At 62.7% G+C, this 24189-nt stretch carries 19 protein-coding genes; 1 reads left to right on the forward strand and 18 read right to left on the reverse strand.

Annotated elements, in window-relative coordinates:
- Positions 1–48: 48 nt before the first annotated feature.
- From VIN30_RS03675 to VIN30_RS03750, 16 genes are all read right to left on the reverse strand, one after another.
- Complete coding sequence (locus VIN30_RS03675) at positions 49–750, reverse strand: glycerol-3-phosphate acyltransferase (RefSeq protein ID WP_338209370.1); 702 nt, start codon at positions 748–750, stop codon at positions 49–51.
- A 3-nt stretch (positions 751–753) separates the two neighbouring features.
- Entirely contained in the window at positions 754–2067 is a 1314-nt protein-coding gene (der, locus tag VIN30_RS03680; RefSeq protein WP_326423799.1) for a ribosome biogenesis GTPase Der, read from the reverse strand.
- Between the two features lie 57 nt (positions 2068–2124).
- Positions 2125–4026 (reverse strand): DUF512 domain-containing protein, encoded by a 1902-nt coding sequence (locus VIN30_RS03685; RefSeq protein ID WP_338209373.1) that lies wholly within the window; start codon positions 4024–4026, stop codon positions 2125–2127.
- A gap of 9 nt (positions 4027–4035) precedes the next feature.
- Positions 4036–4914: a 4-hydroxy-3-methylbut-2-enyl diphosphate reductase gene (gene ispH, locus VIN30_RS03690; RefSeq protein ID WP_338209374.1), complete on the reverse strand. Its 879-nt coding sequence runs from the start codon at positions 4912–4914 to the stop codon at positions 4036–4038.
- A gap of 2 nt (positions 4915–4916) precedes the next feature.
- Positions 4917–5795 (reverse strand): lysophospholipid acyltransferase family protein, encoded by an 879-nt coding sequence (locus tag VIN30_RS03695; RefSeq protein ID WP_338209376.1) that lies wholly within the window; start codon positions 5793–5795, stop codon positions 4917–4919.
- A gap of 182 nt (positions 5796–5977) precedes the next feature.
- Positions 5978–6649 carry a (d)CMP kinase gene (gene cmk / locus VIN30_RS03700; protein ID WP_338209378.1) on the reverse strand — a complete coding sequence of 224 codons (672 nt, stop codon included), beginning with the start codon at positions 6647–6649 and terminating at the stop codon, positions 5978–5980.
- Entirely contained in the window at positions 6649–7983 is a 1335-nt protein-coding gene (aroA, locus tag VIN30_RS03705) for a 3-phosphoshikimate 1-carboxyvinyltransferase (protein ID WP_338209380.1), read from the reverse strand. Before aroA ends, cmk begins: the two co-directional genes overlap by 1 nt.
- Positions 7973–9181 carry a prephenate dehydrogenase gene (locus tag VIN30_RS03710; protein WP_338209382.1) on the reverse strand — a complete coding sequence of 403 codons (1209 nt, stop codon included), beginning with the start codon at positions 9179–9181 and terminating at the stop codon, positions 7973–7975. Before VIN30_RS03710 ends, aroA begins: the two co-directional genes overlap by 11 nt.
- 108 nt (positions 9182–9289) lie before the next feature.
- Positions 9290–9757: a PIN domain-containing protein gene (locus VIN30_RS03715; RefSeq protein ID WP_338209384.1), complete on the reverse strand. Its 468-nt coding sequence runs from the start codon at positions 9755–9757 to the stop codon at positions 9290–9292.
- The gene (locus VIN30_RS03720; protein ID WP_326423809.1) at positions 9741–10025 is read right to left on the reverse strand and encodes a type II toxin-antitoxin system RelB/DinJ family antitoxin; all 285 of its coding nucleotides are present in this window, start codon (positions 10023–10025) and stop codon (positions 9741–9743) included. Before VIN30_RS03720 ends, VIN30_RS03715 begins: the two co-directional genes overlap by 17 nt.
- Before the next feature lie 113 nt (positions 10026–10138).
- The gene (locus VIN30_RS03725; RefSeq protein ID WP_338209387.1) at positions 10139–10324 is read right to left on the reverse strand and encodes a hypothetical protein; all 186 of its coding nucleotides are present in this window, start codon (positions 10322–10324) and stop codon (positions 10139–10141) included.
- A gap of 33 nt (positions 10325–10357) precedes the next feature.
- Positions 10358–11686: a hypothetical protein gene (locus tag VIN30_RS03730; protein ID WP_338209389.1), complete on the reverse strand. Its 1329-nt coding sequence runs from the start codon at positions 11684–11686 to the stop codon at positions 10358–10360.
- A 9-nt stretch (positions 11687–11695) separates the two neighbouring features.
- Positions 11696–14047 (reverse strand): protease Lon-related BREX system protein BrxL, encoded by a 2352-nt coding sequence (brxL, locus tag VIN30_RS03735; protein ID WP_338209391.1) that lies wholly within the window; start codon positions 14045–14047, stop codon positions 11696–11698.
- A gap of 9 nt (positions 14048–14056) precedes the next feature.
- Positions 14057–16702: a BREX-1 system phosphatase PglZ type A gene (gene pglZ, locus VIN30_RS03740; protein WP_338209393.1), complete on the reverse strand. Its 2646-nt coding sequence runs from the start codon at positions 16700–16702 to the stop codon at positions 14057–14059.
- A 57-nt stretch (positions 16703–16759) separates the two neighbouring features.
- The gene (locus VIN30_RS03745; protein WP_338209395.1) at positions 16760–18634 is read right to left on the reverse strand and encodes a hypothetical protein; all 1875 of its coding nucleotides are present in this window, start codon (positions 18632–18634) and stop codon (positions 16760–16762) included.
- Positions 18635–18650: 16 nt separating this feature from the next.
- Complete coding sequence (locus tag VIN30_RS03750; RefSeq protein WP_338209396.1) at positions 18651–19610, reverse strand: BREX-1 system adenine-specific DNA-methyltransferase PglX; 960 nt, start codon at positions 19608–19610, stop codon at positions 18651–18653.
- Between the two features lie 263 nt (positions 19611–19873).
- Between VIN30_RS03750 and VIN30_RS03755 the strand changes: the two genes are divergently transcribed.
- Positions 19874–20548: a DUF3800 domain-containing protein gene (locus VIN30_RS03755; protein WP_326423821.1), complete on the forward strand. Its 675-nt coding sequence runs from the start codon at positions 19874–19876 to the stop codon at positions 20546–20548.
- 362 nt (positions 20549–20910) lie between these two features.
- Here the strand turns inward: VIN30_RS03755 and VIN30_RS03760 are convergent, their stop codons facing one another.
- Both VIN30_RS03760 and pglX read right to left on the reverse strand, forming a co-directional pair.
- The gene (locus VIN30_RS03760; protein WP_338209399.1) at positions 20911–21552 is read right to left on the reverse strand and encodes a hypothetical protein; all 642 of its coding nucleotides are present in this window, start codon (positions 21550–21552) and stop codon (positions 20911–20913) included.
- An 8-nt stretch (positions 21553–21560) separates the two neighbouring features.
- The gene (pglX, locus tag VIN30_RS03765; RefSeq protein WP_338209401.1) at positions 21561–24185 is read right to left on the reverse strand and encodes a BREX-1 system adenine-specific DNA-methyltransferase PglX; all 2625 of its coding nucleotides are present in this window, start codon (positions 24183–24185) and stop codon (positions 21561–21563) included.
- Between the last annotated feature and the right edge of the window lie 4 nt (positions 24186–24189).

Raw genomic sequence — 24189 nt, forward strand, 5'->3', positions numbered from 1 at the left:
CTGAGCGACTGAGTACTACCCGAAAGTCCGATCTCGAGGAATCGCAACCTACTTTTTCTTACTGCCGATCTTGTTCTCGGTGCCGGTGCGCAGGCGACCGATGTTGGCGCGGTGGGCCCAGACGACCACGCAGGCGGTGGCCAGGATGATCAGCCACGGCACCCACTGGCCCCCGTAGTAGTACAGACCGAGCAGCGGGCACACCACGGCGGCGGCGATGGAGCCCACCGACACACAGCGCGTGAGCGCGATGCCGGCGGCGAATACCGCGATCTCGACGAGGAAGCCCACGGGCCCGTAGACGAACAGAAGGCACGCGGCGGCCACGGCGATGCCCTTGCCGCCCTTGAACTTGAGCCACGGGCTGAAGATGTGGCCCAAGGTGCAGCCGGCGAAGGCCAGGACCATGGCAAGCGCCGCCGGGTTCACGCCCGCCGAGCCGAAGGCAGTCAGCAGCGCCTGGCCGTCGGCCGTGGTCGCGTCGACCTCCACACCGGCGATGGCCGGCACGAACACGTAGGCCGCCAGCGCTCCGGCGGCGATGCCCTTCCCGAAGTCGAGCACGAACACCGCCGCTCCTCCGGCCTTGCCCAGGGTGCGCATGGCGTTGGTGGTGCCGATGTTGCCGCTCCCCTCGTCGCGCAGATCCTTCTTGAAGGCCAGCTTCGACACGATGACGCCCCAGGGAATGGAGCCCAAGAGGAACGAGACGACGAAGGCAAGCGCCAGCCAACCGATAACCGCGGCCATGGGCTAGTCCTTCTTCTTGAACTTCAGGCGGATGGGCGTGCCCGTAAGCGGGAAGGTCTCGCGCATGCGGTTCTCCAGGTAGCGCTCGTAGTTGTCGTCCACCACGTCGGGGCGGTTCACGAAGAATGTGAAATGCGGCGGGCAGGTGCCGGTTTGCGTGAGGTACTTCATACGCAGGATGGCCTTGCCCTTCGATACCGTGTGCCCCGTCTCGCGGATACCGGCGAGCCAGGTGTTCAGCTGGTTGGTGGGGATGGTGCGGCTGTAGTTCTCGTACACCTCGTCGATGGCACCCCAGATGCGGTCGACGCGCTTGCCGGTGAGCGCCGAGATGGCCACCACCGGCGCGTAGCCCACGAACGTCATGCGGTCCTCGATGCGCTCGCGAATCTTCTCCTTGGCCTCGGGGCCCTCCACGATGTCCCACTTGTTCAGCACGATCACCATGGCACACCCACGCTCGGCGGCGTATCCCGCCACGCGCTGGTCCTCGTTGGTAAGGCCCAGGGTGCCGTCGATGACGAGCAGGGCCACATCGGCTCGGTCGATGGCACGCATGGCGCGCACGAAGCCGTAGTACTCCACGTCCTCGTCGATCTGGCTCTTGCGGCGCAGGCCAGCGGTGTCCACGATGCGGTACATCTGACCCTCGTGCTCCACCAGGGTGTCGATGGCGTCGCGGGTGGTGCCGGCCACATCGGACACGATGGAGCGGTCGTTGTTGGTGAGCTTGTTGGTGAGCGAGCTCTTTCCCGCATTCGGCCGGCCGATGATGGCCACGTTGATGGCCTGCACCTCTTCCTCGGGCTCGTACTCAACCTTGCGCAGCTCGGCCACCACCTCGTCCAGCAGGTCGCCCGTGCCGTTGCCGTGCTGGGCGCTCACCGGCCACGGGTCACCCAGACCTAAGGCGTAGAACTCCCACACCTCGTCCATGCGAGCCGGATTGTCCATTTTGTTCACCGCCAGGAACACCGGCTTGTTCGACTTCTGCAGGATGCGCGCCACTTCCTCGTCGTCGGTGTTGATGCCGGTCTTGCCGTCCACCAAAAAGATGATGACGTCGGCCTCGCGCGCGCCCTCGAAGGCCTGGGAGCGGATGGAGCCCTGGAAAGCGTCGTCGCCGCCCATCTCGATGCCGCCGGTGTCGATGAGCATGAACTCGACGCCGTTCCAGTCGGCCTTGTGGTAGCTGCGGTCGCGGGTGACGCCGCGCATCTCGTGCACGATGGCCTCGCCCGTTTGGGCGATGCGGTTGACCAACGTCGACTTGCCCACGTTCGGGCGGCCGACGATGGCGACAATAGGCAGTGCCATGATGGTTCCTCTTCTATTACGCGCGGCGGGGCGGCCGCGCTCGCGGGCCCTTGCGGGCTATGAAACGTCTTCGCGCTCGGCCAGCGCGATGATCTCGGGCAGGTAGTCGAGCGGGTTACAGGATACCACGTGAACGGGCGCTCCGACCGCGTTTTCGATATCCTGCACGGTCATGTCATCCAGCGTCACGCCGTTATCGTTCAAGATGACGCTCGGAATGAGGAACAGTTGGCCGCAGCTCTCCGCGTCGCGGGGGCGGGGCGGAGGCACGTGCTCAAGCAATGGCTCGCTCGGCGAAACAGTCCACTGGACTGTTTCGTTCGCTGCGCAACCTGCGCGCGAGCCCCCGCCCCGCCCTCGCGCAAGCGTGTCGCCCACTGTTTCAGATGCCGCGGAACTCGCTTGGTCAGAGCACCCCGCACCTGCCCCCTGCCCAACCTTCGTCGAGTGGCCCTCTTCCTCGCTGGGGGCGGGTTCCGTCCCTACCGCATTCCGAATGGCAGCGGCGATGTCGCAGGCGCACAGCAGGCCGGTGACGTTCACGTTGCCGCCGAAGTAGTCGTTGCGCACCGTGAGGGGCACCAGGCGACCGGCCAGGGGGCTCTCCTCGATCATGGCGTCCAGAAAGGGCTGCATGGCCTCTCCGATGATGTAGCGGGCCACGAGGTTGCGGGAGGCCAGCTCCTCGGCGGCGCGGGCGGCCAGGCCGCTCTCGCAGGCCTCGGCGAACTCGTCCACGTAGGAGCGCACGATGCCGATGCCGTCCTCGAACATGTCGTAGTCGCCGTAATCGCTCGCCGGCGGAATGCGCTCGGGGGTTTCCGCGCCGTAGGCGTTCACGTAGAACTCGTCGGCGGCGAAGACCCAGGGCGTCCCCCGCTCGGCGCGGGCGCGCTTCTGGAAGGGGGCGATCACCTCGATGACACCGCGGGCGGACTCGGGGCTCGTGAAACTCTCGTGCAGGGCCGTCTGGTGCTTGGTGAAGCCCAACGGTACGATGCCGATGCCGCTGATATTCGGGCGCGCCCAGGCCCATTCCAAGGTCTCGCGCAGGGCGTGGCCGTCGTTGACGCCCGGCATGAGCACGATCTGCGCATGGGCCTTGATGCCCGCAGCCAGCAGGCGCTCGAGGGCCGCCAGGCCGTGGTCGGCATGACGGCCGATTATGCGGCGGCGCAGATTCGGCTCGCTCGCGTGCAGGCTCACGCGCAAGGGGCTGATGTGCTGCTCGACGATACGGGCCTCGTCTTCCGGCTTCAGGTTCGTGAGCGTGACGAAGGTACCCGACAGAAAGCTCAGGCGGAAGTCGTCGTCGCGCAGCACGAGTGAGGGACGCACGCCCTCGGGCAGCTGGCGCATGAAGCAGAACACGCAGGCGTTGCGGCAGAGCTTCACCGCATCGAACAGCACGCCGTCGAACGCGAAGCCCCAGTCCTCCCCCGGCTCGCGCTCGAGCTCCACTTCCCCGGCCTCGCCGTCCAGATCGATGTAGCCCACGGCAATGACGTCGTCGGAGGCGAGCCAGCGCCAGTCGATGATGTCGCGCAGGGGATGCCCGTCCACGGTCGTGAGATAGCAGCCGGGCGCGAAGCCCGCGTCGTCGGCGGGGCTTTCCGGCTCCACGGCGATAATGCGCGCCACCGGGCCCTCCCAGGCCGCAGCCGCCGCATCGGCCGGCGTTGCCGGAGTCGCACAAAATTGCGGCGGCTCGGCGGCCGAGGCGGTTTCCTCGGGTTGGGAGGGGCGACTGAAGTCGCCCCCTACGGAATCGGTCACGGCGATTGACGCATGGGGGACGACGGAATCGGTCCCAGCGATTGACGCATGGGGGACGACGGAATCGGTCACGGCGATTGACGCATGGGGGACAAAACCCGTAGGGGGCGACTTCAGTCGCCCCTCTTCAGCCGCGTGCCTCGCAGCCTCGCGCTCAATATCTTTTCCGGGGTAGGTGGCCACCGTGCGTTCCTACAGCGTGCGCAGAAACGCCTCCACCGAGGCGATCTGGTTCTCGGGCGTGGATGCGCCGGCAGTAAGCCCCAAGCGCTTGCAACCCGCGAAGGCAGCAGCGTCCAGCTCGTCGGCGCTTTCGATATGGAAGGTGCGCGGGCACGCGTCGGCGCATACCTCGGCCAGCCGCGTGGTGTTCGACGAGTTGCGGCCGCCGATGACCACCATGGCATCCACGCCCGCGGCCAGCTCGGCGGCGGCCTCCTGACGCTGGCGCGTGGCCGAGCAGATGGTGTTCCTCACGATGGGATCGAGCCCCGCCTCGCGCAGGGCGCCCACCACAGCCTCCAGGTTCTCGCGGCGCTGGGTGGTCTGGGCCACCACGCCCACCGGGTCGTACAGGCCCGCGGGAATCTCGTCGGGACCGGCCACCACGTCCACCTTGCCGCCGGCCTGACGGGCCCAGGCGGTCAGGCCCTCCACCTCCGGATGCCCCGCCTCGCCGAGCACGATGACGCGGCAGCCTTCTCGCGCGAGCTCGGCGGCGGCCGCCTGGGCGCGGGACACATGCGGGCAGGTGGCGTCCACTACCGCGAAGCCACGCCCGCGCACGGCATCAAGCACCTCGGGCGTCACTCCGTGGGAGCGGATGACCACGGCCGGGGCGGCCGATACGCCCTCGACGGCGCCTTCCGCAGCGGCCTCCCACGCGATGTCGTCCACCGAGCCCACGGCCTCGGCGCCCCGGGCGGCCAGGTCGGCCACCACCTGCGGATTATGGATGAGCGGCCCCAGCGTGTAGGCGCGGTTTCCGCCCTCGATGACCTCGTCGGCCATATCGAGCGCCCGCTGCACCCCGTAGCACGCCCCGGCCCGCTTCGCGCGAATCACTTCCACGGCTACTCCTTCCCCGCCTTGGCGGCCTTAGCTGCGGCCTTGGCCTCCTTCTCGGCCCGGGCCTCGCGGGCGGCGGCTGCCAGCTCCTCGCTCGTGTGGCGTGGGATGGGATGCTCGGCGAACACCGGCGCGTAGTCGCGCGTCTCGGGGAACAGCGCGGCCATATCCACGTTCTCGGGGACCGTGTTGTAGAACAACGCGAAGCATTCGCGCATGGCGTACCAGGTGCAGGCCTCCACGCGCTCGTCCTTCGGCAAAAAGTCGAAGTCGCCGACGAGGATGGGATCGCCGTAGTCCACGGTCACCTTCGGCAAGCGCACGCCCCGGCCCTTCTGCTTGATGCGCTCAACCCCGCGCACGGTCATGGGCAAAATGGGCACCTTCGCCATGCGGGCGATCACCGACACGCCGGCGTGGATGGAGGGCACCCGGTCGGTCTTGCCGCGGCGCGTGCCCTCGGGCAAAATGCCCACGAGCTCGTCGTTTTTCAGCATGCGCACGGCGCGCTTGATGGAGGCCATGTCGGCCGTGTCGCGCTTCACGGGGAAGGCGCCCACCCGCGAGAGGATCTGGCCCAGAAGGCCGCCGGCGTTGTCGAAGAGCGAGTCGCGACCCATGAGGCGCACCCACTGCTTCGGACGCGCGGCCAGGTACATGAACACCACGTCGAAAAACGACGTGTGGTTGCAGATGACGAGCGCGCCGGTGGCATCCTGGAAGGCACGCAGCTTGTCGCGGTTGTCCACGCGGTAGCGGAACAGCAGCTTGCACAAACCGCCGATGACGATCCACGCCAGGTTGCCGAACCAATGGGGAATCTCATGGGAGCGGTCGCGGCCGCCCAGGTCCATGTCCCACATGTCGGAGTATTTCAAGAACATGCTTTTGGCCTTCCATTACGTGCGTTTGGTCTTTGCATCTCGCCGAGGTCGGACCATCGGGTAGCACTCAGTCGCTCAAACAGTCCTCGCTCGGCGAAACAGCCCACTGGGCTGTTTCGTTCGCTGCGGAACTCGCTTGGTGAGCACCACCCGATGCTCCTCTACGCATTGCCAAAGTTGAATCAGGAAGAACTACGAGCAAGTTCGCATATCTGCTCGATGACTTCCTCGATGTAGTGGCTCGTGGAATCGATCTGCACGGCATCGTCGGCCGCACGCAGCGGCGCGGTGGCGCGCGACGAGTCGGCCTCGTCACGGCGGCGCAGGTCGGCCAGCACCTCGTCGTAGTCGATGGAGCCGATACCGCGGTCCACATTCTGGCGCACGCGGCGATGGGCGCGCTCCTCGTCGGAAGCCGTGAGGAACACCTTCACGGCCGCATCCGGGAACACCACAGTGCCGATGTCGCGCCCCTCCACCACGTAGTTGCCGCCGTTGCCGATTCTCCGCTGCTGGTCGAGCAGGGCGGCGCGCACCGAGGGCGCGGCCGACACGGGGCTCACGGCGCGGTCGATCTCGGCAGTGCGAATGGCGTCGGTCACTTCCGCGTCCCCAATGAACACACGGCGCGGAACCGGATCGCCCGCCACATGGCCGAAGGCGATGTCGTAGCTGCGAGCCACCTCACCCAAGGCCGCGTCGTCATCCAGCGCGACGCCGTTTTGCAGCGCCTGCCAGGCGATAGCGCGGTACATAGCCCCCGTGTCCAGGCAGGAGAAGCCGAGCTCCTTGGCCACGGCCTTGGCCACGGTGGACTTGCCGGCCCCCGAGGGCCCGTCGATGGCAATGATCATTACTTCACCAGCTCCTTCAGATCGGCGAGGAAATCGGGGTAGCTCACGGCGACGCACGTGAAGTCGGTCACCGACACGGGCACGCGCCCGCAGGCGCCCACAAGCGCCCAGGTCATGGCCAGGCGATGGTCGCCATGGGAATTGAATACGAGGCCCTCGGGCACTGTAAGGTCCGGATTGCCCTCGATGAACAGGTCGTCGCCCTCTTCCCAGGCGTCCACCCCCAGCTGGGCCAGGCCCTCGATGATGGCGGCCAGACGATCGGATTCCTTCACGCGAAGCTCGCCCACCTCGTGGAACACCGTGATGCCGCGGGCATGGGCGGCCACAAGCGCCAGCACGGGAATCTCATCGATGACCGAGGCGATGTGCTGGGAGGGCACCTCGCAGCCGCGCAGGACGGGCGTGTACTGCACGCTCAGGGTGCCGCGGGGCTCCTTGCCCTCGGCACCGCGGTAGGACTCCTCGATGGAGGCGCCCATGCGCTCTAAGGTGCGCACGAACCCGATGCGGGCCGGGTTCAGCGACACGTTCTCGATACGCACCGCGCTGCCGGGAATGAGCAGCGCCGCAGCGGCGATGAAGGCGGCCGAGGAGGGATCGCCGGGCACCACCACGTCGGAGGCAAGCATTTCAGCGGGGCCTTCCACGCCGGCCACGCGGGTGCCAGCTGTGGTGGGCACGTTGAACTCGGGCAGCATGAGCTCGGTGTGGTTGCGCGAGGGCGCGGGCTCGGTCACCGTGGTGGTGCCGTCGGCGAAGGTGCCGGCCAGAAGCACCGCGGTCTTCAGCTGGGCCGAGGCCATGGGGCTCGCGTACTCGATGGGGCGCAGACGCCGCGTGCCGTGCACCGTGATGGGCAGCGTCTCGGGCGTCTCGGGCTCGAAGGAGGCGCCCATCTTCGCAAGCGGCGCCACGATGCGGCGCATGGGGCGCTTCTGCAGGCTGGCATCGCCAGTGATGGTAACGGAAATATCCCACGGCGCCACAATGCCCATGAGCAGGCGCGCCGTGGTGCCGGAGTTGCCGCAGTCGATGGGAGCGTCGGGCTGACGCGGGCCTTCCGCGCCCCAGCCGGTCACCGTGCCCGCCAGCGTGCCGTCGGCCTGCCGGCGCAAATCCACCGAGGCGCCCAGGGCCTCTACGGCGCGAATGGAGGCGCGCACGTCCTCAGAATCGAGCACCCCCTCCACATGGGAGGTGCCGGCGGCCATGGCGGAAAACAGCACCGCGCGGTGCGAGATGGACTTGTCGCCGGGCACATGGCAGGCGCCCGAGAGCGCGCCGCCCAGAGGCTCGATGACGGTGTAGGGAGGCAGGTTCTCAGTCGACATGAGCGTACTCCTTCGGCATAATCGGACTAAATGATACGGAGAAACCGGCGTTGATCAGCTGCAGGGACAGCTGCCCCACGTCGCCCTCGTCCGTTAGGATGAGCGACAGCACGGCGTTGCCCTCGCTGATGTGGTCGATGTCAATGGATTGTATATTGCACCCCACCGACGAGGCAATGGTGCACACCTCGGCCACCACGCCCGTGCGGTTCACCATGGGAATGCGCACCTCCAGAAGCTTCTCGGTGGAGGGCACCCAGGCCGCGGGAAGCGCCCGGCGCGCCTCGGCGGCCTCGGCGAGCAGGCGGGTGAAGGTGTCGCGGTCGCCGGCGGCGAGCGCGGCGGCGAACGACTCCAGAATGGCGGCCATCTCGGCCAGGCCCTCCCCCAGCGCCTCGGCGTTGTCGAAGGCGATGCCGCACCACAGCTTCGGGGACCCGGCGGCGATGCGCGTGGTGTCCTTGAAGCCGCCGGCCGCGAGCCGCATGATGGAACCGGTATCGTCGGCATGGGCGCTTGCCAGCTGCATGAGCGAGGAGGCCACCATATGGGGCACGTGGCTCACAATGGCCACGGCCGCGTCGTGCTCCTCGCGGTGCAGCGACACCACGCGAGCCTCCAGGCCGCGCACGAACTCGTGGAGGTGCTGGAAGTCCTCGGGAGCGGTGCGCTCGTCGGGACAGAGAATCCAGTTCGCGCCCTCGAACAGGTCGGTGCGGGCGCCGGCGATGCCGTTCTGCTCGGAGCCGGCCATGGGATGCCCCGGCACGTAGCGGGCCGGGGCCGGCAGCAGGGCTTCGGCCGCGGCCAGGATATGGCCCTTGGTGGAGATGGTGTCGGTGACCACGCCCGCGTAGCCCCAGTCGCGCAAACGGCCGAGATAGTCGTCCACCGCGGCCACGGGCGTGGCGATGACCACGAGCTCGCACTCGTCCTCCACGAAGGCACGGAAGGCGGGGTCGTCGGGGCCGCAGGCGACGGCGCACCAGCCGCGGTCTGCGGCCGTGGCGCAGGTGGCGGCGTCGGTATCCACCCCGAAGACGCGCACGTCGGGCATCTTGTCGGCAAGCGCCGCCGCCAGCGACGCCCCGATAAGCCCCAAGCCGATAACGGCCACGGAGGAGAAGGGCGCAGCAGCGCGGTCGGCAGCCACGGGATCGGCGCCCGCGGCCGCGCTCAGTTCAGCAGAATCAGTCATGGAAGTGCCGGTTCCTCAATCGATCAGGTACAAGTCGCACCCCATTGTATACGAACGCGCCCCTTCCCAGGCCCGAGCACCCGACAGCGGCGCATTTTCCGCACGTCTCTAGGCATCTGCCGCCAGATCATCGGACCAGAGAATCTCCCGATAGACGATACCGCGGGCGTCCAGCTCGTCGAAGAGTTGCTGCGGCGTGATAGCCTTCACAGAGGAGCGCTCGAAATCCTTCACATTGCGCGTGACGATGTAATCGGCCCCCGCCTTTTTAGCACATCGAGCGACGAGGCAGTCCTCGAAATCGTTCCACTTTTGAGCCAGAGCTGTCGACACATCTTCGGGCAAGACCCCTACAACTTGCAGAAACGACAGATCCTCCTCGATCATGCGCTGCGCCTCGCGACTGCCGAAATCCTTGCGCAGCAGGTAGAAGAGATCGGTGACCATGCTCGCCGAGATGAACGTGCGCGCTTCGCCAACGATACCGAGCAGGCAGGTGCGCCGCGAGAGCTCGTAGAACGGCTCGCGCCGACCGATGTGGTCCAGAACGATGTTGGTGTCAAGCATCAAGTCCATAGCGGCTCCTCAAACGCTCGTCCCGCAACTCGTCATCGGTAAGTGCGAGGGGCTTTTTCGTATGGCAGCGATCGAAGGCGGCGATGCGCCGAGCGATTTCCTCCTGCGACGAAGCATGCGCGTCGCCGAAAGGAAGCGCGTCATTGCGCACAGCGAAATCGAACAGTTCCCGCACGGCTTTCGAAGGCGTGGTGCCGAGCCGCTCCATAACGGCGGAACCCTGCGATTTGACAGCGGGATCCAGACGAACCGTAAGCACGGCGTCCATAGCTCCCTCCTTTCAGTATGACATGTCATACATTATAGCAGAGGTGCTCCTCCCGAACAATGCAGAACGCCTCGCGATGATCGGGAGAACCCGTTGGGAGAGGAGGTGCGCCGTTACTTCCCCACCGCGAACTTCCGCAGATCGACGCCCAACTCCTCGGCGCGCTCACACAGCTCGTGGCCGCCCATGGCATCCACCTCCCCCAGATCGGCCACGGCCGGCCACAGACCGCTCATCATGGCCGTGCCGTAGTAGTCGCGCAGATACTCGCGCAACGCATCAACGTCGATCGTTGCCATGGACACCTCCCGGAAAAAAATTCCACCCCACTTCTAAGACGCATCTTGAAGAGCGCCGCACCATTCGGCGAGCTGCCTATCACTCATGCGCAGACCCAGCTGCTCGGCCCCACCGGCAACGAACGCGTTCAAGTCCTCCAAGTACTCGCAGAAGTCGCCCGTATTCACCTTGCAAAGACCGTTGATGTATTCCATGAGCTTGCGGAAGCCGTACCAGAAGGCCTCGGTGTGGAAAGCGAAATTGTCATCGAGCATGCCGTAGAAGGGCTTCGCGTTGAACTCTTTCATGCGCTCGATGGCGCGGGCCGGGGCGTCACCGCCCTCGTCCTCCTCGAAGGTCACCGGAATATCCCGCCCATCTGGTTCTTCTCCCCCAAGACCGGAAAGCAGATCGGCGCGCCAGTCGTCGAGCCAGCCCATGGACCACCACGGGTCGTAGGAGCAACCCCCGAAGGCGCCGTCGGCAGCGAAGGCGGCAAACAGGCCGTGATCCTGTACCACGCGCTTGAACGTCTCGAACGAGATGCGCACCAGCGCGGAGAGCGCAGACAGCTCATCCGGCGAGTATTCGAACTCCAGCGTTGTGGAGCCATTGAAGGAGGGAAGCCCAGATAGATCGATGGAAGCACCCGCCACCTGCTGGGCATTGCGCGCCTCCTCCGCGGCGACGGCCCCGTCGAGCTCGTCCCCAAGGGAGCGCTTCTCATCCTCGAACTCGCTCTCGGAAACGAGCAGCCCGACGGCCCCGTCCTCGGTAATGGGGACAGCGGCGAAGGCACGGTCGAGCAGACGGTCCAAATCGGACGCCCCTCCCCCTTCTGTCGGAACACCACCCGAGACCGCCGCCCCCTCAGCAGCTCCCAGCGCCTCCTCCATAAGCGGCACGGGCGCTTCTCCCGCCCGCAGCGCAATGCGCGCGGCAATGGTCCCGGCGGCCTCGCGAAAGGCTGCGTCCACATCGAGTTTCGGGGCGAGGTTAAGGATGCGATCGGCCAAATCGAGCGTCTGCTCGAGACGCCCAAACAGCTGGTCGCGATCTTCCATGCGCAGAAACGCCCGATAGCGCTGGCGATAGTTAATGGCCTGAGGCATTCGGGGGTCGCGCGCGAGCTGTCCAAGGACATCCTGCTCGACATCTTGACACATGCATTCAACGGCCCGAGCAGCCCGCCAAGCGCGCCGCTCCCGCTCGCGCTGAGCCCGCGACTTCACCGCGTCGAGCACTGCCACCAGCTCGCGGGCGCGCTGCTGCCGAAGGTCCTGCTCTGCACAGGCCTCTCGAGCCGCCGCATCGCGCTCGACCAGCGCCTCCACCAGCGCCCCCGACTCTACTGCGCGCTCCACATGCTCGTTCTCAGCCATCATGCCCCCTTAAAGCTCCAAGGCCTTCTTGGCCGCGGACACCGCATCCCCGTCTGGATAGAAATCGGGGCTGACGGCACCGATCAGCTCCGAGGAAATGTCCTGTAGGTCGCGTATGGAGCTCATGGGCAGAAGGATGCGCCGCGCTCCGGCGTTGCGGGCCACACGCAGGATGTCTTCCAAATCGCGCAGGTCGCCCATGGTGCCCGACATGCGCAACACGCCCGGAATCACAAGCGCCGGGGCCACAGGTCGGTTCGCCGCCGCCGAGCACAGCCCGACGAACTCAGCCAAGGACACCTCGTCGGAAGGCCCCTTTCCCTGCAGATCATTGAAAAACAGCAGATAGTCCTTGACACCGATATGCATGCCCGGCGCCACGCGGGCCGCATTGTTTTCGAAATAGTTGAACGCCGCCTTGAAGGCCTCCTGCACCGCCCTGGAGCGGCCCAGCCCCTCGGTCTGCAATTTGAACTCACCGGCCACTGCCCGGTTCTCCAGCTTGTAGATAGCGCACTCGCCCGTGACCACCGAATGACCGATGGCAAACACGTGACCCGGCAGAAGGGGCGCATCGGGAACGAGCGAGTCGTCAGACTGCTCCGGAACCGGCACCACACGCACGTCGGCGGGATCGTCCGCGTCGTAGTAGCCCAGGGCCACATCGATGAATTCCACGCCAGCCATGATCTTCAGCTGTTCCTTCACGCGTCGCCGCCCCTCGATGGCGTACTCGAGAATCCAGCGCACGTCGTCTTTGGTCATCTCGCCGTCGGGAAACAGCAGCTTCGCCAGTCCGCTAAAGGTCTTGCGCACGGCTATCTCATCGCGCTTGTTGAAGTCGGAGTTCAACCGGAAGTAGCGGTCGATGAGATGCGTGAAGTCCTTACGGCGCATCTCCTTGCAAAATTCGCTCAAGCAGTCAGTAATCAGCCCGTAATGCTCCGTCAGCAGGTTCGAGCGCATCTTGGGAATCTCCCAACCGGGCAGGTAGTAGTGGATGCGATCGAAAAAGGCGCTATCGTCGTTGAACTCCGGAGGAAAGGGATCGAACAGATGCGTGGTCTTCAGCACGTTCTGCACCGAATCGTTGATGTTGCCCTCCATGACGATGGAGGCGTCAGCGTTGAGCGTATCGCGCCCGCGGGCGTAGCTACCCGAAGCCATGTAGTCCTTCATAATCTGGACGGCATTGGCGTCCTTGAAGTTCATGCCCGCCACCTCGTCGAAGGTAACGCAGTCCCAAAGCCCCACAAGCCCCAGCCGGCTCTCGCCGCGGGCATTCATGCGCCCGAACAGGTTCGCCGTGGTGGTCTGGCCGCCGGACAGCAGAATGGCATAGGGGGAAATCTCTTTGTAGATGTGCGATTTGCCCGTGCCGCGCGGCCCCAGTTCGCAAAGGTTGTAGTTGCGCTCGATAAGGGGCACCATGCGCTCGAGAAAGTGCATGCGCTCCTTCTCGGTTAGGGCCGTGGGCTCATAGCCGGCCGAGCGCAGCAGCAGCTCCTGCCATTGCTCGGTAGTGAAGTGCCGTCGCTGGTCGATCATCGAATCCAGATCGAGATTGGGCATCTGGATGGGATTCAGGCTAATCACGCTGAAGGGCGAATCCTGCGCCCCGCGGCTCTTCTCCTTCTTCTTAGGCGTCGGCTCGTCGAAGATGTCGGCGAAGTCATCGTCCACCGGATGGGTGTACTGAATGCGCATAATGCACCAAATGCCGCCTTGGAGGATTTTCGTGAACTGACGCACATACTCCGCAGGCATGACGAAAGGCTCGATGCGCAGGTTGGTGAAGGAGGCAACGTAGTTGTCGTTGCGTTCGTCCAAGCGCGCAGACACTTTGTCGATGACGGTGTAGGAGCCCAGTTCGCGTATCTTGGACTTGATGACCTCGGACTCATCGGGGCGCACGTAGTTGTTCAGGAGAATGCCCCGAATGCGCTCCAACCCCGCCTCCACCGCCACCGGATCGCTGGTGGAGCAATACATGCCGAGCAGGTATTCCAGCACGAAAGTAGGCACGTTGGCGCCGCGCTTCATGAGGGCCGTCAGGTCTTTGCGCACGATCTTGCCAGGGAAATGATCCACGGCCAGCCGATCCACCTCGTCGGTCTCGAAGAGACCATCGACCGCAGCAACGGCGGACACCTCGTCCATGGCCTCGTTGATGGAGTCGTCAGAGTCGCACGGCCCGTCACCGATTGCCTCGACGGAAGGCGCGACCGCGTCCCTATCACTTGCGGGCGCATCCGGCGCCTCGGCGATGGGATCGGCGAATACCGCGTCGTCGTCCCAGGCCTCGGCTGCCGAGTCGACCGACGACGATGGGGCAAAAAAGTTCTCTTCGTTCTCTCTCACCGTATCCTCCTAGAATCCGAAATCGTCCATCGGCGCGAAGGCGATATCCACCTGGTACTCCTCTTTCCAGGCCATCTCACCCGTATCCTGGTTGCGCGCCACCAGGTAGAAAGGCTCGCCGGGGCCGTAGGAGCGGCCCTCTCGCAGGGCGAAGCGCACCTCCACGATGCGGGCCCGCTCATCAGCGTCGGCCCGATCGGCCACCGCGCGGCGCACATCGCTCACGGGATTGCCCGAGCCATCCGTAAGCACTAACTCGTACGTAGCGGGGGCGACTTTTCCGCTCACCGGCTCGGGCTGGTACAGCCGTACGCCGAAGAGCATCGACGTGATGCGCCGGTTGGTGTCCAGCAACCTCACTTCGGCGGCCACGGCGTTGTCGATGTTCTTCGAACGAGAGCCGCCGTAACGAACGCGAAGCACAGGCACGCAGAGCTCCTGCAAACTGGCGCCCCCATGGGCATAGCGGCCCACGCCCCCCGGGCGGTTGATGCGCACGAAGCCGCGCGGCGCGAGCCCCACGAGCCCCTCTCCCCCCACGGGGTTCAGGGACACCCTCAGAAGCAGGTCGTCTGCCACCCCCGATGGAGCGACGACGTAGCGCTCGCCCACTGCGATGGCCTCATCCCGCAAACCTGCCTGAGAATATTTGTCAGTGGCAGGCGCCGCCTCGCGCGTGTACAGGAATCCATGGTCGGCCGTCACCACAATGCGCGTGGCCTTGAACTGATTGGTGGCGATGCGCACCAGCCCGCAGATGTCGTCGACGGCACGCTGGCACGCGCCGAACACATCGTGCTCAGTCGAGGCGTCCTCGCCGGTGGCGTCCACCGTGTTGTGGTAGAGGTAGATCACTTCCGCATCGCGGACGAGCTCGCGCTGTTCGGCCGACTTCATAGCCAGCACGTCCGCGGCCCGGAAAGCCCTCGAGGCCGGACGCCGCGCCTGCAGCACCGCCTGGCGCTGCTCGGTCGTCGCCGTGGGCGCACCGTCGGCCAACACCGCCAAACCCCGCGCCGCGTCCACCGACAGGGACCGGTGGGGCAGCAGCGCCGCCATGCCAAAGCTCGTGATGGAGGGGAAGGCGCCCTGCACGGCATCGACCGCGCACGACACCCGCTGGCTGCGCTCCAGCACGTCAGCCAGCTCGTGCGCCACCTCGTAGCGCAAGGCGTCGCTCACGATGACCACGACGCGCTTGGCGCCGGCCAGCTCGTTTTCCACCACCTCATCGTAGAAGCGATGCTGGCGGGCAACGCCTTCCACGTAACCCTCGCGATCCCAGTCGGCCTCAGCCGCGGTCGCCCAGCACTCGTTGGCGGAAACGAGGAACCCGTTGGCGTACTGCCGCTCCGCCCAATCGGACAGGGAGTCTGCCGCTTCAGAAAGATCGGGCGCGCCGTGGCGCGCGCAGCGGCGGTGCGCCTCGCAAAAACGGCGGTAGGCGCCGTCCATCTGCCACCAATCCGCAGCGTAGGCATTCCATGCGGCAGCCGCGGAAGACGCATGGTAGCCCTCGCCATGGGCACGCAGGAAGTCCTGCATGGCGCACGCCGCCTCCATCATATCGAAATAGCTGGCCAGATCGCCGTAGTCGGACAATCCGCGCCGCACGCCCGCGGCTTCGCGTACCTCGGCGCGCCGGTCGGCCCCCTGGGCGAGCGACGTCGCCAATTCGCGCACGATGGCATGGCCGACGGCGGGAAACACGTCGGAGGCGATAAAGGCTGCCGCCGGTGCAGCGGCGAAGCGCATCTCCAGGTTAAGATCGCCCTGCACGCGCTCGGCCGCCTCAGTCAAAACCGCCCGCTCTTCCTCGGAAGCCTCGGCCCAATCGTGCACAATGCCCAGGCAAAACTGGCTATGAGCCGCCGAGTATCGGCCCTCTAGCCCCACAAGCAGGTCCTCGGAAACCGTAGCCGCAAAGGCCGACAACAGCAGATGCTCCATCAGGGCTCGCCCGTCGCCAATATCCCCGCCGAACCCTGTGACCCTCTCCACGCAGCGCCGCATCGCCTCGGCGGCTCCATAACGCTCGAGGCGCTCGAGCATGCGCTCCGAGCACCCCTCATCTTCGGCCAAGACGGCCAGAGCATAGGCTCGCACGATGGCCTGGGCAGTCGGAGGGATCTTCCCCAATGCCGCGGCCAGCACACCCGCGCGCACATCGGTCGCGCTTTGGGCCTGCGGCATAACAGCCACAAAGGCCGCTACGCGATCTTTGGCCGCGAAAAAGGGGCGCAGCTCGGCAAGGGCGCCGCGCACCTCGGAGGTGTCGACGGCTCCCACCGTTTGCACGAGCAGCGACAGCCCATCGGCCTGAAAATGCTCAGCGTACAACTCCACGTCGGCGAACAGATCCCCCGTCAAATCGCTGCCGGCCCGACAGCGGTACAGGGCGAAATCGCTCTCGGTATCCTCGCGCGAGAGCATGCGCTTGGCCGAGAACAGCGAACCATCCTGAATCTTCAGGAACCGCAGGGGCCGCACTCCCTGATCAAATCGCCCAGCCTCGGCATCGGCCGTCAAGCCATCGAACGCTTCCTCGAATTCCCCATCCGCATCGTGCCAAATCACGATGCGCCGACGAGCCGCCCCGAAAAGCGGCTCAGCGAATCGCGCCAGAAAGCGCTCCCTCACATCAATTTCGGTCACAAACTTCTCCTCGTGCATTTCACGGTATCTCACCGCATCCCATCGTAGAAAGCGCCGCTAGTCGACGGTCGACCGCGCGTTTCTCTTCAAGATCTTGATAAGGGCTTTATTGCGATGCCGGATTTCCTCATACGCCCTCTTCGCTTCCTTGAGCTCGCCCTTCAACCGCTGCTTTTCCAGCGAGCATCGGCTCAGCTCATTCTCAAGACGCAATATCTCGGCACTCGCCTCGCTCATGATGGGATCGTCAGCCGCCTCGAGCAAATGGCGCTTTGCACATTCGCCGAATGCCTTCCTATCCGCCTTCTTCATGAGGGAGAATCGCATCTGGCTCCATGTGTAGAATCGCTTGGCTCGCGTATCGTCATCAGTGCCCGGCGCGCTTTCCTTGTACACCTGCACCAACCCTGATTCGAGAAGTTCGGGCAGGATAACCTTGCGAAGGGCCTTCGCGCCACCTTCAACATCGACAATCGAGCTGAGCTCGTCGACACTCACACCACCGCCAACCAAGCCGATAGCCTCGAAGACAGCTTTCTGGTCGCCCACAAGCATGGCTTCCCGGTCTGCGAGAGCCTGAAGTCGCAGGGCGCGCTCCGCCTCTTCCCGCTCAGCGCCCTCGTGCAGAAACTCCTCATGCGTGCAGACATCCTCGCGCGTCACTTCCCCGCACGGCGGCTCCTCGCACACGGCCGTCTCCTCACACACGGCCGCCTCCTCACACGATAGCTCGCACGCACCGGTCTCGACTTCGGATAACGCAATCTCTGGGCAGGCAGCCACCTCCAGCACCATCGGATTGTCCTGAGCGCCGAGCACAGGCTTATCCACCCCACCGAGATACCGATCGGCGTCAAAGTTGCGTGCCGCACCGAACATGATTTTGAACGGCTCTCCTCGCACCGATCTCAATATCTGGCGCCAATCCCACAGAAGGCGGGCTACCAAATTGAAGAACTGCGGTATGCCTATGGCAAGACGGGTATCGAAAACAACGCTGTAGGTATCATCCTTCACCGAGACAACCTGAAAAGCGGCGCCGCATGCGGCCAAATTCGCGAACGTGATGCCCGTCAGAGGGCCATCGGGTAAAGCCTGGCAAACACCTGGCGCAATGCGATCGCGCGGGACAACAAAGGCCCCATCTTCCTCCAACTGCCTCATAAAGGCGAGGAAATACTCCACGACCTCGTTAATATCGTCGAAATCGGTGGTGTAGTGATTCCAGAACGGCATGAGTTCATCGACCTGGGCTGCGTTAATCTGAATGCCCGTTATCTCGTGATGCTCTCCGTTCCAGACAATTTCCCCTTCGTTAAAAAACACCCAGTTGCCCGAAAGCAGCGTCAGCATGAGCGCCGGAAAATCAAGGGTCACCACGTTATCCGAGAAACTTTCAGTTTCATCGTCATCCCCGTCTCGACGGGCAGCGTTCTCCTCCTCCATCTCCTGACGTCGCGGGTTTTCCCCGCTGAACCAGCGCATAATTTCGTCGTGGATATCAAGCGGGCCTTCCCCTATCGGCCTCCCGTACTGCTGGATGTCGAGCACCTTCCCATGCTCGTTCTCGCCAATACTCAGAAAGAAGATAACGTACGAATCCACCATATCAAAGGGCCGAGGCGAATAAAGCGCGCCCTTGAACGATAAATTCCCGTGGTAAGCGAGCACCTTGAGAAACAGGATGACGTCGCTCAGGCCGCTCAAGGGCAAACCCGTCACTTCAACTCTCTCTGATATCTCGGTAAAAGGCAGGCTGTCCAAGTTGGTAAAATCCTCAAGAAAGGAATATTCCTCAGGATAAGGCTCACCCGCGTCAAGAAGCCTCTGGACCTTGGACAGAAAATTGCTGGCCGAGTTGAAAGCCTTTTCGTCCCCCTCAAACGTAAGGTCGAGAGTCTGAGCGAAAAGAACGTTGGGGTCGAAATCCATGATCCTATCCTTTCCCTTACTTGATCTTCGCCAGCACATCTTGGAACTTGGCGTAGTTCACCTTCACACCGTCATCCAGATCTATCTCGATCATCTGGTCGGCCAGATGGTGCACCTTCTCCTCGAAAGCAGTGGTCTCGTCCAGCTGGTCGCGCAGCTTCTTCAGCGATTTGCCGATGCGCGTCTTCTCGGCGCCCGATGCCTCATGCTCGGCGTCTTCCAGATGAGCGATCTGCGTGCGGTAGCGCTCCTGCTGCTCGTGCACGTAGTCGGTGCGCAGGCGCGCCAGCAGGTCGGGTCGGTAGCGGTGCATGTACACAAGCGCCTTGAAGCCGTTCTTCTTGCCGGAATCAAACAGCCAGTAGATGGGTCGCTTCTTGTAGGTTTGACAGTGGTCGCGGAAGAAATCCTTCACGAAGTAGTCGCGAATCACCTGGCGCGGGCTGCCCTTGCCGCCGAGCGCATCGGCCACATAGCGCAGGTTCTCCTCCAGCGTCTCGTCGCCGTAGGTCACGCGCACCCATTCCACGAAGTTGCCCACAATGTCGTCGTCGAAGTACTCGTCGTCGGTGATGGGCAGCACGTTGTCCGCATCGGGCGTGAAAGTGGGGTCGGGCACTTGGGCGAGGTAATCGTCCAGCGTGTCGCCCTGGTTCGCCAGAATGAGGCCGTCCTTGTCAAGCGAGTAGCGCCCGAGCATGCAACCCACGGCGTAACTGATAAGCGAGACGATCTCGTCGCGGCGGGTGCGCACGTACTTGTTACCCTTGAACGACTCGGGAATTTCCTCGGCCGTATCGAAGATGCGCGCCACCGAGACGTATTTGTCCTCCACCTCGATGGGCACCTCCCCCACCATGTTGTAAATCTCCGCGAAGATGCGGTTCAGCTCCTCTTCGTTGGCCTTCAGCTGGTCGAAGCGCGCATTAGCCTCAGCCTTCCAGGCCTCGTACTTGTCCGCAATGAGCGTAGCCACTAAGCGGCCCTCCTTTCTTTCAACGCACTGGCCATTCTCGATAACGCCACAGCATCATGTGAATTTTTACTTGCGCAAACATCTACCGCTGTGGTAAAAACAACGTGGTGGTTCTTTCGGGAACTACCTCCAAGAGCCGGGGGCAATCCCCCGGCATTTTTTATCGCAGGCCCCAGCATCCAGCATATTTGGCTCGATCTTTCAGCACACCCCTCACGCAGCTGACGGCCACGCCCATCGCGTAGCACTGTCGGAGGACGAACATGGGAGACCTTTCTGTATTCATAGATGAATCGGGGGACACGGGAAGCGTATCTCGCTACTATCTTGTGACCCTCGTAATGCATGATCAGCGCGATTCCGTTGAAATGCGCGACAAGGCCTACAGGACCCATCTCGCAAACAGCAACCTCCCCGATCTCCCTTTTCATTTTTCTCCGCTCATGAACGGCCATGGCTCTTATGCGGTCGAAAGCCTGGATGTCCGCAAAGCCCTGCTTGCCAAATTTCGAAGATTTGCAGAAGATCTCCCTTTCAAATACCGCACTTTCTCCTACGAAAAGAGTCACTTCGAATCTCCTGAAAGCCTCCAGGAGAAACTCTCCCAAGAATTGACGGGGTATTTGCAGATTAACCTGGCCTACTTTCAAACCTTTAGTCAGATTAAGATCTACTACGATAACGGGCAGAGCATTGTCACCCACGCCATCCGCCGGGCTTTCGTAAAGGCACTGGGAGACAAAGCCGTCATCTTTCGGCTGGTCGACCCGAAATCGTTTCGCCTCTTCCAGCTCGCCGATTACCTGTGCGGTCTTGAACTCGCAGCCCTTAAATACGACCAAAAGCAGCAAACCGCAACTGACGGTATTTTCTTCGGCGGAAGCACCGCATTCAAAAAGAACTACCTGAAGAAGATGCGCAAAAAGCGATTGGAATAAGCTGAAACGGAGATGCCGGCGATCAGGGCCGTGCCCGCAGCACGGGGTTCGCGCCCCGAAACAAAGCCTGACCGCAAGCGCTAGTTTACTTGCGGTCAGCAGAAACATAAACGGCGCTGCCCGCAACTTCGAACACGGGCATCCGCTGGCCGCTATTGTAGCAGTACGGAAATCCACACCGTAAGACAACACGCAAGAGCCGGAGCCCACGAAAATGCGGCCAAACTCTTCCTCGTTAGCCCTCAACCAATCGAAGCGAGCATTGGCCTCGGGCATCCAGGCTTCAGATTTGTCTAAGATTGGCACTAGCAAGATGATGATTCCTTTTCAATATTAATAGTATTGTTTATATAAATAACAAATTATCCTTTTCGTTTTGCAGAGCGGTAGAAAGCCGAGTTGCTCAGTGCCTGCCGCAGCCTTTCAGGACAACCGATAGCCTCAAGCGTTGTCTTTATTGCTTCCTGGGCAATTTCTTTTGGACTCAACCTTTTTGCCTGATCCAAAACTCTCTTTGACTCAACTTCTACCTTCGAGGCATTAATCAGCGATTCCATTAGTCTGGGCAAAGAATCGATATACCCTTCACGTATGCCAGCTAGGGCGTCAATTGAGACATAATTGGTGAAATCCAACGATGAGTGTTCGCCCATCGAGCGCTGAAGGATCAGTATTTCAATCTCGCCGCTATATCGCCATTTCAAACGAGCTTCAAGCTGTTTTTTGAGCCCGACAAAACACTGATCGCTATACCACCAGCTCCTTCCACACACGCTACATACCTCATATGCGTCCTCATACTCGTTGGAGAAGCAGCCTTCGCTAAAACCAGCTGCAAAAATAGAGCAAGCTTCGGCGGAATCGAAATGATAGTAATTAAACTTCTGTATAAGGCTATCAGCCATCTCGTCACTTGGCTTCACGAGCAGAAGAAGAATCGCACGTCTATCCCTCCGCCCCCTCAAGCTGCTTTCTATTCCATTTATATCAAAAATCGGGAACATGCGTCCTCCTACACCATTGAATGATGGGCAAAGCTCCAAGACGTCTCACGGGACTCCTGGTCAGCCATGGCGCTCCGCAAGCATACTTCGCAGCAACTTGAAGCAACAGGCAATTCTCCCGCCATAATTGGCAGCTTCGCCACATCACCAACTTGAAAAGAAATCGTTCCAGCCAAAATGGAAAGCAACTGTTCAGCGGAAGAGCTGTTTAAAAATGCCAATAAATCATTGATTTCCAACGTCTGAGGAAAAAGACTCATTCCGTTTACGTCGAATATGCTGCCCGGCGGTCTATACCTGAATGCCGCCCTACTTCCAGTTAAGCTCCAAGTAATCGAAGGAAGAAAGTAATACGATAGATTTTGTGGACGGGATTTTAGATTGCCGTATTTATCAATGTTATTCTTTATCGCCTCTCCATCATTTTCCCAGTTAACAATATAATCAAAGTTTCCAAACCATTTTCGGGCAGACCCTCCTTTGTTGTAGGGATACCACTTCATACCTGATTTGACCGCTTCTTCCGCCGAAGTGCAATTGAACAACTCTTTGGCTAGTGACACCTCCCACCAACAACGCATGAAACAATCGTTATTTCCTGTTGCGAGCCCTTGCCTAGGAACTGCAAAGCTGTGCAACGGCAACCCGTCTCTAAAAATTTGATGCGTTTTCTCGCTCGCCCAGTAGGCTATGGGGGTGCCGGGGATGGATTTGAAGGCGTCAGTGCTTCGGCGGTAGAACCAGCCGCAGGCTGGGTTGGCGATGGCCTCTCGGATGGATTCCTCTTTGGCAGTCTCTCCATCGAAGTCGACCAGGCGCAGATAGCTTGCGGGTGCATTGGCGGAGCTTCCGCCGAAAACCGTGGCCGTAGTGGCAACAACTTCACCGCCGATGGCATCGAACGCGCGTGTGCCCAGATGAGCCATGGAAGCGATGGATCGCTCCTTCAATATCTTCTCACGTAGAGCCTCGAAGCTACCGAGGAACATCCAGCTCTGCATGGTAACCATGGCGGAGTAACCGCAGGGCTTCGCAAGGGTGAAGCCGCGCTCGATGAAACAGGTGCACAGGTCACGCTTGCTGTCGGGATAGTGTTTCTTCGTCCAATTCGCAAGCCACTTGTCCATGTTTGAGGAGCCCATATAGGGTGGGTTCGCGATGACGGCATCGTAGGCCTCGATAAGAGGCTTGCAGTTGGCGAGCATCTGGGCGACGGCAGCGTGGGGGCGGTACGCCAGAAGGTCTCCGCCGGCCTCGCAGGCGTCCAGCTCGTCGTCGGCGCGCTTCAAGGCGGCAATGTCCTCGGGCTCGGGCACAAACAGACTGCCGCACTCTCCCATGTGGGCCATGGCATCTAGCAGCGCCGTGCGCTCGGCCAGATAGGGCACCTCTTCCAACTCGTCGGCATCTAGCTCAGCCGGACGCAGGCACACGATGTTCGCGCTCACCTTATCGGCACGGCGCAGGAAGCGGGAATCCCATTCGCAGGCGGTCATAGCCAAGGCGAACGAGGCCATCTGCGCGGCGCGCGGGTCAATCTCGCAGCCAGTCAAGTTGTTCTGCAAGACAAGACGCGGGATGTCGCGGCGCACATGCCCCGCCTCCTCGTACATGGCGGCCAACAGTCGGAAGGCGTAAACGAGAATATGGCCGGAGCCACAGGCGGGGTCGATGACCTTGAGGGATTCGGGGCTTGAGACGGGATGGGAGGGACGGCTGAAGCCGTCCCCTACGGGATCTCCCTGAGCGGAAACATCTGAGGAATCTTCCACACCCAAATCGTCGGGAATGTAGTAGGGCATCTGCTCAACCAGGCGACTCTCGGGACGCGACTGCACCCACAAGCGTCCAAGTGAATTCTCGGTCAGGTAGCGGACGATCCAATCGGGGGTGAACAGCTGGGTGGCCGGCGCGATGGCGCCCGCATCGGCCTTCTTGCCCTTCTTGAAGCTGGCGAACACCTCGTCCTTACGCTCGCTCACGTAGTACTGGTACATCCAGCCGACGATTTCCACACCCTCGCGCCAGTCCTCTTCGGGAATATCGTCCACCAAGCGCTGCACGACGCTGCCCTGGCGCAGCAGCCCCTCGGGCAGCAGCAACTCCATGGCGGCACCTACCGGCTCGAACACATCGGGCAGGCAGGCCGCCAACTCGCGACACTGGGCAAGGAACAGGCAGCGGAACAGCGCCTCGTCGTCGGAGGCCTGCAGAAGCTCGCTTACCTGGGCTGTATCGAGCCCCTCGATGGGCACATCCAGCGCCTCGCGCAGCACCTGCGGCGCGAAGGAGCCGTCGGCGGCCGACAGCATGCGCACATGGCTCGGCAGCCGATCGCTCAGCTCCATGAAGCGAATGGCAATAAGACGGTTGAACCAGGTGTAGGCGGCTTGGTCAACGAGGCTCTTGTAGGCCTCCTCGTACCCAGGGGCGTCAGCAACCCCCAACCGGCGAATGAGGTCGGCGCGCTGGCGGCGCTCGTCAACCGACAGGGGACGCCCCTCGATAGCGTCGGCGCTTGCCGGGTCGTAGCCGTCCTCGCGAATGCCGTAGCGGCGCGCCTGCAGGGCCACCTGGGCCATCAGCTCGCGGCGAGCCCAGATGCAGAAGTTCTTGATGGCGGTATCTTGCACGGTA

Source organism: Adlercreutzia wanghongyangiae (assembly GCF_035989245.1).
Taxonomy (GTDB): domain Bacteria; phylum Actinomycetota; class Coriobacteriia; order Coriobacteriales; family Eggerthellaceae; genus Adlercreutzia; species Adlercreutzia wanghongyangiae.